Annotated in this window: 15 protein-coding genes; 6 read left to right on the top strand and 9 right to left on the bottom strand. The window is 69.0% G+C overall.

The window, feature by feature from the left end; genetic code table 11:
- Nucleotides 1-371 precede the first annotated feature (371 nt).
- Nucleotides 372-1,211 carry a Bax inhibitor-1/YccA family protein gene (locus AB0H36_RS35695; RefSeq protein WP_360534163.1) on the top strand — a complete coding sequence of 280 codons (840 nt, stop codon included), beginning with the start codon at nucleotides 372-374 and terminating at the stop codon, nucleotides 1,209-1,211.
- A gap of 274 nt (nucleotides 1,212-1,485) precedes the next feature.
- On the opposite strand, the gene AB0H36_RS35690 is transcribed toward AB0H36_RS35695, so the two are convergent.
- A complete protein-coding gene (locus tag AB0H36_RS35690; RefSeq protein ID WP_360534161.1) occupies nucleotides 1,486-1,716 on the bottom strand; it encodes a DUF4287 domain-containing protein in 231 nt (76 codons plus the stop codon).
- 115 nt (nucleotides 1,717-1,831) lie between these two features.
- Nucleotides 1,832-2,860: an SGNH/GDSL hydrolase family protein gene (locus AB0H36_RS35685; protein ID WP_360534159.1), complete on the bottom strand. Its 1,029-nt coding sequence runs from the start codon at nucleotides 2,858-2,860 to the stop codon at nucleotides 1,832-1,834.
- A 76-nt stretch (nucleotides 2,861-2,936) separates the two neighbouring features.
- Between AB0H36_RS35685 and AB0H36_RS35680 the strand changes: the two genes are divergently transcribed.
- On the top strand, nucleotides 2,937-4,307 hold the full coding sequence (locus AB0H36_RS35680; RefSeq protein WP_360534157.1) for a cystathionine beta-synthase: 1,371 nt from the start codon (nucleotides 2,937-2,939) through the stop codon (nucleotides 4,305-4,307).
- Nucleotides 4,308-4,560: 253 nt separating this feature from the next.
- Here AB0H36_RS35680 and AB0H36_RS35675 read toward each other — a convergent pair whose 3' ends face one another.
- Nucleotides 4,561-6,018, bottom strand: a complete 1,458-nt coding sequence (locus AB0H36_RS35675; RefSeq protein ID WP_360534155.1) for an NAD(P)/FAD-dependent oxidoreductase — start codon at nucleotides 6,016-6,018, stop codon at nucleotides 4,561-4,563.
- A gap of 35 nt (nucleotides 6,019-6,053) precedes the next feature.
- Nucleotides 6,054-7,283 carry a lactate racemase domain-containing protein gene (locus tag AB0H36_RS35670; RefSeq protein WP_360534153.1) on the bottom strand — a complete coding sequence of 410 codons (1,230 nt, stop codon included), beginning with the start codon at nucleotides 7,281-7,283 and terminating at the stop codon, nucleotides 6,054-6,056.
- Between the two features lie 178 nt (nucleotides 7,284-7,461).
- Here AB0H36_RS35670 and AB0H36_RS35665 point away from each other — a divergent pair, with 178 nt between their 5' ends.
- Nucleotides 7,462-8,862 (top strand): FAD-binding oxidoreductase, encoded by a 1,401-nt coding sequence (locus AB0H36_RS35665; RefSeq protein WP_360534151.1) that lies wholly within the window; start codon nucleotides 7,462-7,464, stop codon nucleotides 8,860-8,862.
- Here the strand turns inward: AB0H36_RS35665 and AB0H36_RS35660 are convergent.
- The gene (locus AB0H36_RS35660; protein WP_360534149.1) at nucleotides 8,851-9,471 is read right to left on the bottom strand and encodes a hypothetical protein; all 621 of its coding nucleotides are present in this window, start codon (nucleotides 9,469-9,471) and stop codon (nucleotides 8,851-8,853) included. The two genes, AB0H36_RS35665 and AB0H36_RS35660, sit on opposite strands and share 12 nt — an antisense overlap.
- Before the next feature lie 276 nt (nucleotides 9,472-9,747).
- Between AB0H36_RS35660 and AB0H36_RS35655 the strand changes: the two genes are divergently transcribed.
- Complete coding sequence (locus tag AB0H36_RS35655; protein ID WP_360534147.1) at nucleotides 9,748-10,239, top strand: NUDIX domain-containing protein; 492 nt, start codon at nucleotides 9,748-9,750, stop codon at nucleotides 10,237-10,239.
- Between the two features lie 11 nt (nucleotides 10,240-10,250).
- Nucleotides 10,251-10,475: a nuclear transport factor 2 family protein gene (locus tag AB0H36_RS35650; protein ID WP_360534165.1), complete on the top strand. Its 225-nt coding sequence runs from the start codon at nucleotides 10,251-10,253 to the stop codon at nucleotides 10,473-10,475.
- Here the strand turns inward: AB0H36_RS35650 and AB0H36_RS35645 are convergent.
- Together AB0H36_RS35645 and AB0H36_RS35640 are read right to left on the bottom strand one after the other, a co-directional pair.
- Complete coding sequence (locus tag AB0H36_RS35645; RefSeq protein ID WP_360534145.1) at nucleotides 10,472-11,365, bottom strand: NAD(P)H-binding protein; 894 nt, start codon at nucleotides 11,363-11,365, stop codon at nucleotides 10,472-10,474. The two genes, AB0H36_RS35650 and AB0H36_RS35645, sit on opposite strands and share 4 nt — an antisense overlap.
- Nucleotides 11,366-11,492: 127 nt before the next feature.
- Nucleotides 11,493-12,248 (bottom strand): DinB family protein, encoded by a 756-nt coding sequence (locus AB0H36_RS35640; protein ID WP_360534143.1) that lies wholly within the window; start codon nucleotides 12,246-12,248, stop codon nucleotides 11,493-11,495.
- Nucleotides 12,249-12,378: 130 nt separating this feature from the next.
- On the opposite strand from AB0H36_RS35640, the gene AB0H36_RS35635 reads away from it, so the two are divergent.
- Entirely contained in the window at nucleotides 12,379-13,848 is a 1,470-nt protein-coding gene (locus AB0H36_RS35635) for a M28 family metallopeptidase (protein ID WP_360534141.1), read from the top strand.
- 57 nt (nucleotides 13,849-13,905) lie between these two features.
- On the opposite strand, the gene AB0H36_RS35630 is transcribed toward AB0H36_RS35635, so the two are convergent.
- Nucleotides 13,906-14,853 (bottom strand): trypsin-like serine protease, encoded by a 948-nt coding sequence (locus AB0H36_RS35630; protein WP_360534139.1) that lies wholly within the window; start codon nucleotides 14,851-14,853, stop codon nucleotides 13,906-13,908.
- A 152-nt stretch (nucleotides 14,854-15,005) separates the two neighbouring features.
- Nucleotides 15,006-15,830 (bottom strand): alpha/beta hydrolase, encoded by an 825-nt coding sequence (locus tag AB0H36_RS35625; RefSeq protein ID WP_360534136.1) that lies wholly within the window; start codon nucleotides 15,828-15,830, stop codon nucleotides 15,006-15,008.
- Between the last annotated feature and the right edge of the window lie 80 nt (nucleotides 15,831-15,910).

Genomic DNA, 15,910 nt, shown 5'->3' with positions numbered 1-15,910 from the left:
GTGGGGCCCCCATTGCGGGCGGACGCCCAACCCGAGGCCGGGGCGCCACCGGCCCGCACCCGTTACCTGCCCACCCAGGTACGACGCCGACCCGTATCCACAACCCCCACAAACCACCTAGCCCTACCGGCCGTGCGTGCGTGATCATTCGCAGGTGAGAACCGGGATTCGGTGGGTGTGGAACGGGGCTGTGATGACGGTTCGGGAGCGCTTGCGGGCGCTGGATCGATCCGCAACCGATTGAGTTGTGCAACCGTTTGCCGGATAGGCGGTTTCGGTTGGGGAACAGGTGACTGTTCCTCAGCAGTTGTTAAGGGTGGGACCGTAGTATCACTGTACGGCCCCGGATGAGGGCTACCAGGAGGATGACAATGCAGAGCAGTAACCCGGTCCTGAACCGGTCGAGTGCGTTCGCGCCTGGCCAAGGCCAGGCTTATCCGGGGGCCGCTCCGTACGGTCAGCCGGGTCCCTACGGCCAGCCCGGCCAGTACGGTGGACCCGGTGTGCCGCCCCAGCAGTACCAAGGCGCGCCGGCCGGAAGCCGCCCCATGACGATGGACGACGTGATCGTCCGGACCGCCGCCACCCTGGGCGTCGTGGTGCTCGTCGCCGCGATCGCCTGGTTCGCGATTCCGACCACCCTGGTCACCCCGGCGTTCCTGGCCGGCGCCCTGCTGGCGTTCGCGCTCGGCCTGGTGCTGTCCTTCTCCCGCCGGGTCAACCCCGCGCTGGTGATGGTGTACGCCGCGGCCGAGGGTGTGTTCCTCGGGATCGGCAGCAAGTTCATCGCGAACTGGGTCGGTGACTCAGGGATCATCGTGCAGGCGGTGCTCGCCACGATGGTGACGGCCGGTCTCACGCTCGCGACGTACAAGTACTTCGCGATCAAGGTGACGCCGCGGTTCACCAAGATGGTCATCATCGCGACCATGGGCTTCGCCGGCGTGATCCTGATCAACTTCATCGCCAGCCTGTTCGGCTTCAACTCCGGGATCGGCGGCTTCGGCGCGATGGGCCTGGTGTTCGCCGCGCTCGGCGCCGGCCTGGCGGTGTTCAACCTGATCCTCGACTTCGACATGATCGAGCAGGGGGTCAAGCACGGCGCTCCGCAGAACGAGGCCTGGCGGGCCGCGTTCGGCCTGACTGTCACCCTGGTCTGGCTGTACTGGAACCTGCTCCGCATCCTCGCAATCCTGCGCGGCGGCGACTGATCCACCGCACAACCCGAAAGGCCGGCCCAGGTGGGCCGGCCTTTCGGCGTTCTCACTGAGATTCACTGGGTGGTCCTGAGGTTCCCCAGTCGGTGATGCAGCCGACCGGTTGCCTGTGGTTGCTTGCTGCGGTGGCCGGTGAGGTCAGGCCGGTGTGGTATCCGAGCGTTCGCGAGGCGGGTGTCGCGGGATGGTGCGATTGGGCTGGAACGAGGAAGACCTGCCCCTCCACCTGAAAGGGCAGGTCTTCTGTATCAGACTCCTGTTCGGCTCGTCAGCCCATTCGGCGGTGCGCTCGGCGCAGGTCGTACTCGTGGACGATGGCGGTTGCGTGCCCGTGCGCGAGCTCGTACTCGCTGGATAGCCATCTCACTCTGTCGTCGAAGCGCAGGAACGACGGTCCGTCGTTCATCAGCTGGAACCACTCGGTCATCTCGCGTCCGGTGCACCCGGGCACCCTCTCCACCAAACGCTGGTGCGTCTCCTCGGAGTGGTTCAAGCCCATCTTCGCCTCCCGTCATCGGGGTACCGCGTAGTTATCGACTGTGCACCACACAGCCGTCGCTAGGCAAGACTCTCGTCATGAAAGTAGCCCTCAGCGGACGCACAGCGGCGTAAACCTACTGGCACACCGGTACGGCGTCCTGCGATTCGGAGCTGTCCTCGTCGACCCGCTCGACCTCGGCCTTCGGGTGCCGGCGCCGATGCCGCAGCGTCGCCCAGCGGCCCCGCGGACCGCGTTCGCGCCCGGCGACCTCGGTGGCCGCGACCTCCGTGCCGGCCGTCTTGGCAGCCTGTACGGCGGCTTCCGCGATCGGCAGGATCGCCTCGCCCCGGAACTGCTCCGGGTGCACGAACGACTCCGGCCCGACCCCCATCGCGGCCGCCACCGACGGCAGCAGCGCGGCGGACGCGGCGGCGTACCCGATGGCGGACGGGTGGAAGTTGTCCCGCCCCCACATCGACGGGTTGGTCCGGAACACCTCGCCGAGCAGCGACCCGAGGGACACAGTTCGGCCGCCTGCCTCGACCACTGCGATGGTCTGAGCGGCGGCCAGCCGGCGGCTCAAGGACCGGGCGACCTGCCGCAGCGGCGGCATGATCGGCCGGACCGCGCCGAGGTCCGGACAGGTGCCCACCACCACCTCACAGTGCGCGGCCCGCAACCTGCGGACCGCGGCCGAGAGCAGCCGGACCGAGGTCGACGGCGGCATCTTCGACTTCACGTCGTTGACGCCGATCAGGATGACCGCCACATGCGGCCCGGCCTGCAAAGCGGCATCGACCTGCGCGGCCAGATCGGTCGACTTCGCCCCGGTCTTCGCCACGTCGACCAGGCGCACCGGGCGCTTGGCCAGCTCGGCGAGACCGGACGCCAGCAGGACGCCAGGTGTCTCTTCCGGTGACTCGGTGCCGTAGCCGGCCGCGCTGGAGTCGCCGAGGATGGCGAACGTGATCGGATGTCCTGGATACCGGCCGAACAGACCGTCGCCCGGAGTCGGGTAGTAGCGCATCGGTCCGATCACGCGTTTCGCATACTCGGCCTCAGCGGTCAGTACGCCGTACAACGTGGCACCGATGAGTCCGAGTCCCCCGCCCCCGAAAGCTGCGGCCTGGGCCAGCTTCTTGGCTGCCCGGGCTCTACTCATGAGTCAAGGATTACACGCAGTCACGACAGCGCAAGTGAAAATAGGGGAAAGGCGCGCGTATCACTACAGTAAAGATGTGCGCTACGCAGACTCACTCCTGGACCTGGTCGGCAACACCCCGCTCGTGAAGCTGGGCAAGACCACGGACGGGGCCAAGCCCCTCGTACTCGCCAAGGTCGAGTACTTCAACCCGGGCGGTTCGGTGAAGGACCGGATCGCGGTCCGGATGGTCGAGGCGGCCGAGGCCTCCGGCGACCTGAAGCCGGGCGGCACCATCGTCGAGCCGACCTCCGGCAACACCGGCGTCGGGCTGGCGATGGTGGCCCAGCAGAAGGGCTACAAGTGCGTCTTCGTCTGCCCGGACAAGGTCAGCGAGGACAAGCGCAACGTGCTCAAGGCGTACGGCGCCGAGGTCGTGGTCTGCCCCACCGCCGTGGCCCCCGAGCACCCGGACTCGTACTACAACGTCTCCGACCGCCTGGTCCGCGAGATCGAGGGCGCCTGGAAGCCGAACCAGTACGCCAACCAGAACAACCCGCGCTCGCACTACGAGACCACCGGTCCGGAGCTGTGGGAGCAGACCGAGGGCAAGATCACGCACTTCGTGGCGGGCGTCGGCACCGGCGGCACGATCAGCGGCACCGGCAAGTACCTGAAGGAGGTCTCCGGCGGGAAGGTGCAGATCATCGGCGCCGACCCGGAGGGCTCGGTCTACTCCGGCGGCACCGGCCGGCCGTACCTGGTCGAGGGCGTCGGTGAGGACTTCTGGCCGGAGACGTACGACAAGACCATCTGCGACCGCGTCATCGAGGTGTCGGACGCGGACTCGTTCGCGCTGACCCGGCGGCTGGCCCGCGAGGAGGCCATGCTGGTCGGCGGCTCGGCCGGGATGGCCGCCGCGGCGGCGATCCGGCTCGCCCATGAGCTCGACGACCCGGACGCCGTCATCGTCGTGCTGCTGCCGGACGGCGGCCGCGGCTACCTGACCAAGGTGTTCAGCGACGAATGGCTGGCGCAGTACGGCTTCCTCGGCGCGCGCCAGGGCACCACGCTCGGCGACATCCTGGCCCGCAAGGACGGCAGCATGCCGCCGCTGGTCCACACCCACCCGCACGAGACGATTGCCGAGGCAGTCGCCATCCTGCGGGAGTACGGCGTGTCGCAGATGCCCGTTGTCCGGGCGGAGCCGCCGGTGATGGCGGCCGAGGTGGCCGGCGCGGTGTCGGAGCGGACGTTGATGGACGCCCTGTACTCCGGCAAGGCGCGGCTGGCCGACATGGTCGAGCAGCACATGGATCCGGCGCTGCCGTCACTGGGCGCCGGTGAGCCGGTCGCGAAGGCGGTGCAGCTGCTCGAGGATCGGGACGCCCTGATGGTGCTGGACGACGGCAAGCCGGTGGGCGTACTGACCCGGCAGGACCTGCTGGTCCACCTGTCCGCCGACTGACCCTCACACCGGAGTCGCAAGGACCCCGACGCGGGAGACTTACCGGTCCACGACCGAAGGCACGATGGCGAGCAGGACCGTGACCACGATGCCGATCACGATGGCCGCTGCGCCGGCGATCTGAAGGATTTCCATACCTCAAGAATCCTTCGGCGCAGCCGCCCGGACATCGGCCCGAGGACCGGTCTTGCCTTCATCCCAAGGTCGTACCCCCGCCCGTCCCCGCTCCTACTTCGGGAGTGCGGGTAAACCCCTAATGGACCAGCACGAAGTCCGCGGGGTCGAGGCGGCGGGTGCGGCGCCAGTAGGAGACGGTCCACTCCGGCCAGATGGTCGAGTTCCGGCCCGCGGCGTCCAGGTACCAGCTGGTGCAGCCGGACTGCCAGACGGTGTCGCCGAGCTCGCCCTGGATCCCGCCGACGAACCGCTCCTGGGCCTCCTCGCGGACCTCGACGTACGACGCTCCGCGCCGCCGCAGCAGGTGCAGCGCCTGCATCACGTACCGGACCTGGGCCTCGATCATGAAGACCATCGACGAGTGCCCGAGGACGGTGTTCGGGCCGACCAGCAGGAACAGGTTCGGGTAGCCGGCCACGGTGATGCCGAGATGGGCGCCGATGCCGGCGCGCTTCCAGTGGTCGGCCAGGTCGACGCCGTCCTTGCCGAGGATCGGCATCCGGGTCAGGTTGGCCGAGACGTCGAACCCGGTGCCGAGCACGATCGTGTCGCAGGCCCGCTCGGTCCCGTCGGAGGTGACCACGCCGGTCGGCGTGATCCGCGCGATCGGGGTGGTGACGAGGTCCACGTTCGGCCGGGCCAGGGTGGGGTAGTAGTCGTTCGAGATCAGGATCCGCTTGCAGCCGATCTGGTAGTCCGGGGTCAGCTTGGCCCGCAGCTCGGGATCGGCGACCTGCCTGTGCAGGTGGCGCTTCGCCTGGATCTCGAGGCCCTTCATCAGCTTGGGGTTGCCCGCGAACCCGGCGCCGCGGCCCTCGAGTCCCCAGTAGATGGCGTTGCGGATCGCCCGCTGGCCGGCCGGGAAGCGCTCGTGCAGCCGCCGCTCCCACGGGCCGATCGCGCGGTCCGGCTTGGACGTGATCCACGGTGGCGTCCGCTGGTACACGTCGAGTTGCGCGACCTCGGGGGCGATCCGCGGCACGAACTGGATCGCCGATGCGCCGGTCCCGATCACGGCCACGTTCCGACCGCGCAGGTCCGCCGAGTGATCCCATTGCGCCGAGTGGAACGCAGTACCGGCGAAAGCGTCGAGGCCCGGGATCTGCGGGAGCTTGGGCTGGTGCAGGCTGCCGACGCCCGCGACCAGGGCCTGGGTCTCGATCGTCTCGGCGTCGTTGACGGTGACGGTCCAGCGGCCGGCGGCCTCGTCGAACACGGCTTCGGTGACCTCGGCGCCGTACCGGATCTTCTCGGCGACGCCGTACTTGTCCGCGCAGTGCTCGAGGTAGGCGAGGATCTCGTCCCAGGGCGCGAACATCCGGGTCCAGCGCGGGTTCTGCTCGAACGAGAACGAGTAGAGGTACGACGGGATGTCGCAGGCGCAGCCCGGGTAGGTGTTGTCCCGCCAGGTGCCGCCGAGCTGCTCGGCCTTCTCCAGGATGACGAAGTTCTCGCAGCCCGCCTGCCGCAACTTGATCCCCATGCACAGCCCGGCGAACCCGGATCCGACGATGACGACCTCAGCCTCAGTCATAGCTGCGTAGGTTACCGACGAGTCACGTGGCCCGGCTAGTGCCTGAGGCGGTGCAGGATCTCGCCGGCGTTCGGGATGACCAGGGTGTCCGGGTCCTTCTCGTACGCCTCCAGGTCGACGTCGGCCGGGTCGAGATGGGCGAGGTTGGCCCGCCGTACGACGTCCTCGGGAATGCCGGTCGCGAGCGTGACATGGACCCGGAGGTGCTCGCCGGTCGCCGGGTCCCACGTGCCGGCACCGCGGAGGTGGGTGGAGTGCGCGAGGACGCCCCAGTGCAGATCGCGGAAGCGGTCCCACTGGCCGAGGAAGTAGTCGCGGCAGTGGTAGCCGATCTCCTCGATCTCCGGGTGCATCGCGGCCAGCTGGGTGACGTGCGGCGCGTAGAGGATGACCTCGCCGCCGTCGGCGACGATCGGCTCCACCTTGTAGAAGCCCTTCGCCGCGGTCCAGATGTCGGCGTACTTCGGCGGCATCACCGACACGACCCGCTTGACCGGGTGGTCGAGGTAGCGGACGTGGGTCTGCGCAGAGATCTCCGCGGCCGCGCGCCACGAGGAGACCGTGTCGCCGAACGCGACTGCGTGCAGGGCGTTGGTGCCCGACTGCGCCACCACCGACAGGGCGAGCTTCTCCGCCGGGATCATCGCGGCGGCCTCGTCGATCAGCGCCCGGACCGGGGTGATTCCGGGTGTGCCGATGATGCTCGAGCTGGTGATCAGGGCGCCGAGCCAGTGCGAGAAGTCGATGACCTCCTGACCGGCGACGCCGGGGAAGAAGTACTTGTTGCCGCCGGAGAAGCCGACCACCTCGTGTGGGAACACCGGGCCGACGACGAGGGCGACGTCGTGCTCGACCACCGCGCGGTTGAGCTTCACCGGCACCTCGTCGCGGAGCATCTCGTCGGAGATCTCGCCGACCCGGTCCGCGTGGATCGTGCCGAGGTCGGCGAAGGTGTCCGGTTTCCACCACTCGTGGTTGAGGACGCCGTCGTACTCGCCGCCGAGGTGGGTGCGGAGCTGATCCGGCGTCATCTCCGCGTGGGTGCCCAGGGCAACCAGAATCGTGAGCTTGGCGACCCGGCCGTCGAGGGCCTGGTGGACCGCCTTCAGCAGCAGCGGAAGCGGGCAGCTGCGGGTGGCGTCCGGGACGATCACGCAGACGCTGCGCCCCTCCAGCCCGGCCCCGCTCAACGCATCGCCGATGAAGCTGGTCACCTCGTCGTCGGTCAGCACCTGGCCGGCTCCACCGATCACGGTTGCATCCATGACATCCACCCTAGGCCCTGTCGCCCGCGGTTCCGAGTCGTGACCGCGGAGAAACCCTTGGTGGACAAGGGATCGTGTCATCGGCAGGTAAGGGATCGAGTGGTTGACCCCGGGCCGCCTCCGGGCGCACGATCGGCGGTGGCAGCTGGGGTGGGCTGAGCAGCGAGGGGGGACGACCATGTCCGACACCATCGAGCGGCCGGCGGGGGCGAGACCGGAAGGTTTCGGCGGCGTCGTGCTGACCGGCGGGGATCCGGCGTACGACGATGCCCGGACGGTCTTCAACGCGATGATCGACAAGCGGCCGGCGATGATCGCGCAGTGCGAGTCCGCGGCCGACGTGGTGGCGGCGGTGAAGTACGGCGTCGCGCGGGAGCTCGAGATCGCGGTCCGGGGCGGCGGCCACAGTGTCGCCGGGACCGGCGTGAGCGACGGCGGCCTGGTGGTCGACCTGCGCCGGCTGAACAGCGTCCAGGTCGACCCGGACGCGCGGATCGCCCGGGTCGGCGGCGGCGCGACCTGGGCCGACTTCGACCGGGCCTGCCAGCCGTACGGCCTGGCGACCACGGGTGGCCGGGTGTCGACGACCGGGGTCGCGGGCCTGACCCTCGGCGGCGGGTCGGGATGGATGGAGCGGAAGTTCGGGCTGGCCTGCGACAACCTGGTCTCGGTCGAGCTCGTCACCGCGGACGGCCGGCTGCTGATCGCCGACGAGACGAAGAACACGGAGCTGTTCTGGGCGCTGCACGGCGGCGGTGGCAACTTCGGGGTCGCCACGTCGCTGACCTTCCGCCTGGAGGAGCTCCCGACGACCACGCTGGCGATGCTGCTCTGGCCCGCCGAGGCCGGTCCGGCGGTGACCCGCGCGTACCGGGACATGATCGAGGCCGGGGCGTCCGAGGACCTGGGCGGCGGCGTGCTCTACCTGACCGGGCCGCCGGAGCCGTTCGTGCCGGAGCATCTGCAGGGGCAGCGGATCGTGGCGGCCGGGGCGATGTACGCCGGGCCCGAGGCGGAGGCGCGGGACGCGTTCGCGCCGATGTTCGCGCTCGGTCCGGCCGGTGAGTTCGTCGCGGAGCTGCCGTACGCCGAGCTGAACTCGGCCCTCGACGATCCGCCGGGGTATCGCAACTACTGGTCGGCCGAGCACCTGGCGTCGTTCCCGGATCCCGCCGTACAGCTGTTCTGCGACCGGTCGGAGGACATGCCGGCGCCGTCGCCGTCCCAGCAGATCGCGCTGCCGTGGGGTGGCGCCGTACTGCGGGGCGCCGACGACTGGCCGTTGCCCCACCGGAAGGCGGCGTGGGTGGTGCACCCGTTCGGGCTGTGGTCCGATCCGGCGGACGACGCCCGCGGGCGGCAGTGGTCGCGGGACCTGTGCGCCGAGCTGCAGGAGTGGGCGACCGGGTACGTGTACCTGAACTTCATCGGGAACGAGGGCCAGGACCGGGTGGTCGCCGGGTTCGGGCAGGAGAACTACGACCGGTTGTCCCGGGTGAAGTGCGAGTTCGACCCCGAGAACGTGTTCCACCTCAACCAGAACATCCTCCCCGGCTGGCCGGACAGCTCAGCGGGTTGAGTGATGCGCCGTCCGGTGGTCCCGTTTGTAGTGGGGTAGGCGGGACCACTGGACGGCGGTGACGGCCGCGTACGTCGCCGCGGCCAGCGGCACGCACCAGAGCCGGAGGAACGGCATCTGCCCGGTGATCGCGGTCGCCGCGAAGATCACGCCGAGGACGATCAAGCCCGCTGCGGTGCCGCGCCGGCGGTGGTCGAGCGCCGTACTCGGGAGTGGGCCGGTGTGGCGATCGAGTACGGCGGCCAGCGCGCTGAGGCCGGCCGCCGAGGCGAGCCCGAACAGGATCCCGCCGGGGAGGTCGCCGAGGATGATCGCGATCACGTTGCCCGCCGTCAGTACGGCGACGACGACTGCGATGTCGAGGGTCCCGAAGATGAGGTGGTTGCGCCGGCGCTTGCCGAGGTCGACGCCGTCCGCGGTCCTGGTCGGACCGGGGTCGCCGCTCAGTCGCCGTACCGTCAGAATCAGCCCGACGGCCAGCAGGATCGCGATCAGGACGCCGGTCACGGAGAACACCACCGACTTGGTCGGCGAGATGAAGTCCCGCACATCCCCGCCCCCGAAATCACAGGTCGCGCGCGGCGGGAACCAACCGGTCTCCACGTCCACCCCAGCACTGTCCGCCCCACCGAACCGCATCGCACATGCCTCATCCGGATCAAACCAACTGGGCATCGCGGCACTAACCATGACCGCCCACCCCAGCCCCAGCGCCAGCCCCACCGCCAACAAAGTCCCCGCACGCTTCTTCACCCCTCAACCCTCTCATCGGGTGCAGAACGACAGGAGGTACTCCGATATCCCAGCCCGTCCCACGCTCGGTCGCCGCCCGGATCCTCCCGCCACGGCGCACACCTCCTGTCCTTAAGTTCCTAGAGTTGGAACATGACGGCGTACGAGGGCTCCTATCTGTGGGAGCTCCGGCAGCACGTCGGCTCCCGGCTGTTGCTGATGCCGGGCGCCCAGGTCCTGGTGGTGGACGACGCCGACCGAATCCTGTTCCAGCGAAGCCGCGACACCGGCCGCTGGGAACTCCCCGCCGGCGCAGCCGAACCCGGCGACAGCTTCCGCCGCGCCGCCGCACGCGAACTACAGGAGGAAACCGGTCTGTCGGTCGCCGAGGACGACCTCGTCCCGTTCGCCACGCTGTCCGAGGCGGACCTCCACACCCTCACCTACCCCAACGGCGACGTCCTGCACTGCTTCGCCCTGTGCTTCGAGGCCCGCCGCTGGACGGGCGACCTGACGGCAGACCCGTCCGAGGTCACCGCCCTCGCCTTCCTCGCCGAGCCCCCCGAAGACCTGCATCCCCCAACCCGACTGGCCCTTGAGCTGTACGACGCGTACCAAGCCACCGGCCTGTTCCAGGCTCGCTAGGTCTTGGGAAGCTGGAGGACAGCTTCGCCGACTGCACGTCGTACACGCATGAGGTGATCTCGGCGGATGTGTCCGGCGACCTCGCGTACACGGTCGGCTACGAGCACACGGCGGCGAGCGTGCAGGGTGAGCCGCGCAGGTACACGCTCCGGGTCACGCAGCTCTACCGCCGGGAGGACGGCGAGTGGAAGGTCTTCCACCGCCACGCGGACGCGCTGCAGTCGACGGCCGGCTAAGGCAGGCGGCGGGCCTGCTCGCGGAGGTAGTCGGTGGTCGAGCGTGGCATGATTCCCCTTTGACGTAAGGGCTCGTCGTCCCAGTCGGCCGCGCGCAGATCCTGGAGCAGGCCCGCGCCGAACGCCGACGCGAGTCCGTCCTTGCGCTTGTTGAGCATCCGGATCGCGAGTCGGGCGACGCCGCGTGGCATCCGCTGCACCTTCAGCTTGCGGTGCGTCAGCTCCTCCGCGATCGCGATCACCTCGTTCTTGCTGAGCGCCTCGGGCCCGCCGACCGTGACCACCGCCGGTGGATCCGGCTCGACCGCCAGCGCTGCCACGAGAGCCGCCACGTCATCGGTGCTGATCCACCGCTGCTTGCTGTCACCCTTGCCGATCACCGACACCTTGCCGGCGGCAAGATCGAACCGGGCCGGCGGCGCGAGATGGATCTCGTGAAAGGCATCCGCCCGTACGACGACGCGCCGCAGACTCGACCGCTCGAGCCGCTTCTCCGTGGCCAGCTTGGCGTTCTCGAGCGGCGTGCCGAGGGCGGACTCCACTCCCGGGAACGACATGTAGACAAAGCGCTCTACGCCGGCCGACTCGGCCGCGTGGACGAGCGACGCCATCCCCAACTCGTCGGCGTCGCGGATCGACGGACTCGGTAGCCCGGCCAGCCGCCGGTTGATCACGGTCGCCGTCGCGATCACCGTCTCGACACCCTGACACGCCTCGACCAGGCTCCGCGGATCCGTCAGATCCCCACGAACGACCTTCGCCCCGAGCTCCTCGAGCCGCGCGCCGTCCGACCCCGCCCGGACCAGGCACCGCACGTCAGCACCCCGGGCGAGCAACAACCGCACAACCCGCCCGCCGAGCTTCCCGGTCCCACTGACCACCAGCAACATCACGACCACCCCTGACCCGACGGTCACCCCACGACCGCCGCACCGCAACCCCTCGCAAAACACCTTGCCCGAAAGCGCAACCTGGCCCGTCACCGAGAGCTTGCTCCCAGCAACCAGACGTGTCCCCTCACAGGGCGTCGAGGTCGCGTTCGGCGTAGAGGCGGTGTTGCCATTCCTCGTTGAGGATGAGGAGGAGGACCTCGCGGATCGGATAGCGGTCGGGGCCGGGCCAGCCGGGTTCGGAGACGGGAGTCGTGTGCGCGTCGAGCCGGTCCACAGTCAGCTCGTCGAGGTAGCGCCGTACGGTCGCCATCCGGTCTTTGCGTAAGGCAAGCACCTCGTCGAGGTCCGGGCGGACGGCGCGATCCCACGGCACGCCCGGGACGTCGCCCATCCCGTCGAACGGGAGGTCGAGGGCGTCCCACGGATGCGGGTCGCCGAGGATGACCCGCCGTACCCAGGAATCCGTGGCGAACAACAGATGGCGCAGCGTCTGGATGAACGACCACTCGCCGTCGACGCTCTCGTGCAGCCGCTCCGGCGGCAGCGACCGGGCGCGCGCGACCGTCCCGTCCCACAGGCGCTCGAGGATGTCCCACGCCGTCCGGAACCCCTCGGGGTCGGTGGGCCGCATCTTGGCCCGGTCCGGGTAGCGGCGGTCGAGCTCGGCGTACACGTACGGCGCGACGTCGACCCCGTTGATGACCAGGTTCTCGATGTCGCCGTCGATCGTGACATGGCCGAGCTCCACGCCACGCATCCGCGTCCCGGTCAATGTCACTTGGTCGAACCGCGCGTTGCGCAGATCGACGTGCCGCAGCAGCGCGCCGCTCAGATCCACCCGCTCGAGATGCTTCCCGGTCAACTCGTCCATGAACCCCATGTCCTCACGGTAGAACAGGTTCCGGACGTTCCACTTCCGGAAAGCTGACCTCTGGTCGCATGCAGCCGGCCGGGTTACATTGCCAGGGCGTCAGGCCTGGGGGATTGGTCTACTCGCTTGTGGGGGAACGATGCGTGTGTTCCGTCGTGGCGCCATCGGCGCAATCAGTCTCGCTGCGGCCCTTGCTCTGGTCGCAGCCCAACAAGTACCGGCAGGGGCCGTCCCGATCGAGGAGACGTACGCCAAGCTCCTGACCAAGAAGGTCACCGGGCAGAACGCCCAGAAGCACATGGTCGCGCTACAGGCGATCGCCGACCAGAACGGCGGCAACCGGGCCGTCGGCACCTCGGGCTACGACCAGTCGGCGGCGTACGTCGCGGCGCAGCTGGAACAGGCCGGGTACAGCGTCACGCTCGACCCGATCAACTTCGTCGAGAGCTGGGTGGAGAACAGCCCACCCGTCCTGGAGCTGACCGCGCCGACGCAGAAGACCTACACGCCCGGCGTCGACCTCTTCACCTTCCAGCCCTCGCCTGCGGGTGACGTGACCGCGGCGGTGCAGGCAGTAGACGTGACCCTGCCGCCCACGCCGACACCGACGTCGACCAGCGGCTGCGAGATGTCCGACTTCGCGGGGTTCGTCCCCGGCAACATCGCGCTGATCCAGCGCGGCACCTGCCCGTTCGCCACCAAGGTGCGCAACGCCGGGTTCGCCGAGGCCGGCGGGATCATCATCTTCAACGAGGGCCAGCCGGGCCGGACCGATCCGTTCCCGCTGGACATCGGCGAGTGGCGGGCCGGCGTGCCGATGGTCTTCGCCAGCTTCGCCGTCGGCAACGAGCTCGCCAACACCCCGGGCGCGGTCGTCCACCTGAAGGTCGACTCCACGCTGACCCTCGGGACCGACCACAACGTGATCGGCGAGAGCCGCAAGGGCGACCCGAACAATGTCGTCATGATCGGCGCCCACCTCGACAGCGTCGAGGCCGGACCGGGTATCAACGACAACGGCTCGGGTACGGCGGCCATCCTCGAGACCGCGCTGCAGATCAACAACTTCCCGGTGAAGAACAAGGTCCGCTTCGCGTTCTGGGCGGCCGAGGAGGTCGGCCTGCTCGGCTCCGACCAGTACGTCGAAGACCTCACCCAGGCCGAACGGGACCAGATCAGGGTCTACCTGAACTTCGACATGGTCGCCTCGCCGAACTACGCCTACAAGCTGTACGACGGTGACGACTCCGACGCGACCGGCTTCCCGGCCGGACCGCCCGGCTCGGCGCAGATCGAGGACCAGCTCGAGGCGTTCTTCACCAGCCGCAACCTGGCCACCGTCGGCACCGACTTCGACGGCCGGTCCGACTACGGCCCGTTCATCGCGGCCGGCATCCCGGCGGGCGGCATCTTCACCGGCGCCGAGGGCATCAAGACAGCGGAAGAGGCAGTCCTGTTCGGCGGTACGGCGGGCGTCGCGTACGACGTCTGCTACCACCAGGCGTGCGACACCATCGCCAACCCGAACCTGACCGCGCTGGACGTCAACGCCGACGCCATCGCCGACTCCACCGCCAGGTTCGCCTTCAACCTGACAGCCATCCCGTAACACCCGACCGAACGACAGCCCGGGGCCTGAACGCCCCGGGCTGTCTGCTGGTGTGGATCAGTAGGACCCGGCCGGATCGAGCAGGAACGCCAGGTCGTCGGGTTGATCGATGCGGTAGCTGCCGCTGGCGTTGCAGTTGTAGTTCAGGCCGAACGACGTGACCGCGACGATGATGTTCTGCTCCGCGATCGCGGGCGAGGTGATGTCGAAGGTCGGACCGCCCGAGTCGCCGAAGCACGTTCCTCCGGTGGTGGATCCGCCCTGAGCGTGCGAGAACATCACCGCGATGTCGCGCAGGCCGTACGCGCCCCTGAAGCTGATCAGCCGGCGGTCCGCCTTCCGGCGGGTGTCGCCGCCGAGGGAGAACTTCGGTCCGCTGTCCTCGAGGCCGTACCCGACGGACTCGAACAGAGCGCGCTGCTTGGCCTTCCCGGCGTACCGGTCCAGGTAGTCGGGCGACGGCAGCGATCCGTACTCGTCGAGCTCGATCGGCTCGGACAGCTCGACGACGCCGAGGTCGTGCAGCAGGAAGACCTCGTCGACGTACTCCGGATGCGTGAACGTCGACTCCGCCTCGGCCCATTCACTGCTGGCGTCGAGGATCGCCGACCAGGTCTCGTACCGCTCGTCGTTGCGATCCGGCACGAACGTGGAGCTCGGTGGCAGCACGGAGTAGTCCGGCGCCTCGGACACCGAGAACCACACGTCGGTACCGCCGAACAGCGGGTTGTCCGGGACTTCGCCCTCGACACCGACCGCGAACGTGCAGTGGCCGGCGGTGACGACCGTGTCCGCGTCGATGAGGGTGCCGGTGCAGTTGAACCAGGCGCCGGGATCCTCGAACCGCGGGTCGATCGCGTCCGGGACGTAGAACAGCAACTGACCGACGTACGGGTGCTCTCCGTTGTCGGGCGCGCCGCCGACGATCGCGCCGGCCGGCGCGGTCGAGGTGACCAGCAGGGCCAGGCCGGCCAGGACGGCGCAACTGCGTAACAGGTTCCGCATGAGTCGCACGCTCCTTCGAGTGGACTGTTCCAGCACAGTACGCCCGGGAGGAACGCAGTACTAGATCGCGAATCCCTGCAGGTAAAGGGATGCCGGGGCAACCGGACGATGGTTGCCACCGGCTACCCGATGAGCACTGACAGCGATGGGTGCTAGGACCGGAGGAAATCCAGGAGGTCCGCATTGAGTGTGTCGGCGTGGGTCGTGGGCAGGCCGTGCGGGAGGTCCTTGTAGGTCTTGAGCACGCCGTTCTTCAGCAACGCGGCCGACTTCGGGCCGGAGGCGACGTACGGGACGATCTGGTCGTCCTCGCTGTGCACCACCAGGACCGGGATGGTGATCTTCTTGAGGTCCTCGGTGAAGTCGGTCTGCGAGAACGCCACGATGCCGTCGTAGTGCGCCTTCGCGCCGCCCATCATGCCTTGCCGCCACCAGTTGGCGATGACCGCTTCGGACGACTCCACGCCGGGCCGGTTGAACCCGTAGAACGGGCCGGACGCCAGCCCGCGGTAGAACTCGGACCGGTTCGCGGCCAGCTGCGCCTGGAGGTCGTCGAAGACCTCCTTGGGCAGGCCCTCCGGGTTCGCGTCGGTCTTCACCATCAGCGGCGGTACGGCGCAGAGCAGCGCGGCCTTGGCGGCCCGGGACTCGCCGTGCCGGGCCAGGTAGTGGGCGACCTCGCCGCCGCCGGTCGAGTGGCCGATGTGGATGGCGTCGTGCAGGTCGAGATGCTGTACGACGGCCGCGAGATCGTCGGCGTAGTGGTCCATGTCGTGCCCGTCGGCGGTCTGCGTCGACCGGCCGTGCCCACGGCGGTCGTGGGCGATGACGCGGTACCCCTGCTGCAGGAAGAACAGCAGCTGCGCGTCCCAGTCGTCGGCCGACAACGGCCACCCGTGACTGAACACGATCGGCTGACCGCTGCCCCAGTCCTTGTAGAAGATCTCGATCCCGTCGCTGGTCGTGACAGTACCCACGGTGTTGCCCCCTCGCTTCGAGAAACCCTTGTGTACAACGGCTTCGGGCGGCCCCACGCCACCCTAACCCTGGCAACGCC

It is taken from the genome of Kribbella sp. NPDC050820 (genome assembly GCF_040653975.1).
Taxonomy (GTDB): domain Bacteria; phylum Actinomycetota; class Actinomycetes; order Propionibacteriales; family Kribbellaceae; genus Kribbella.
This window is presented reverse-complemented; position numbering and strand designations above follow the sequence as displayed.

Bases quoted from the DNA above. Each gene is read 5' to 3' on its own strand.
- AB0H36_RS35640 (WP_360534143.1), bottom strand. From the start codon at position 12,248: ATGGGGTTCATGGACGAGTTGACCGGGAAGCATCTCGAGCGGGTGGAT.
- AB0H36_RS35655 (WP_360534147.1), top strand. From the start codon at position 9,748: ATGACGGCGTACGAGGGCTCCTATCTGTGGGAGCTCCGGCAGCACGTC.
- AB0H36_RS35670 (WP_360534153.1), bottom strand. From the start codon at position 7,283: ATGGATGCAACCGTGATCGGTGGAGCCGGCCAGGTGCTGACCGACGAC.
- AB0H36_RS35675 (WP_360534155.1), bottom strand. From the start codon at position 6,018: ATGACTGAGGCTGAGGTCGTCATCGTCGGATCCGGGTTCGCCGGGCTG.
- AB0H36_RS35665 (WP_360534151.1), top strand. From the start codon at position 7,462: ATGTCCGACACCATCGAGCGGCCGGCGGGGGCGAGACCGGAAGGTTTC.
- AB0H36_RS35635 (WP_360534141.1), top strand. From the start codon at position 12,379: ATGCGTGTGTTCCGTCGTGGCGCCATCGGCGCAATCAGTCTCGCTGCG.
- AB0H36_RS35645 (WP_360534145.1), bottom strand. From the start codon at position 11,365: ATGTTGCTGGTGGTCAGTGGGACCGGGAAGCTCGGCGGGCGGGTTGTG.
- AB0H36_RS35690 (WP_360534161.1), bottom strand. From the start codon at position 1,716: ATGGGCTTGAACCACTCCGAGGAGACGCACCAGCGTTTGGTGGAGAGG.
- AB0H36_RS35695 (WP_360534163.1), top strand. From the start codon at position 372: ATGCAGAGCAGTAACCCGGTCCTGAACCGGTCGAGTGCGTTCGCGCCT.
- AB0H36_RS35630 (WP_360534139.1), bottom strand. From the start codon at position 14,853: ATGCGGAACCTGTTACGCAGTTGCGCCGTCCTGGCCGGCCTGGCCCTG.
- AB0H36_RS35685 (WP_360534159.1), bottom strand. From the start codon at position 2,860: ATGAGTAGAGCCCGGGCAGCCAAGAAGCTGGCCCAGGCCGCAGCTTTC.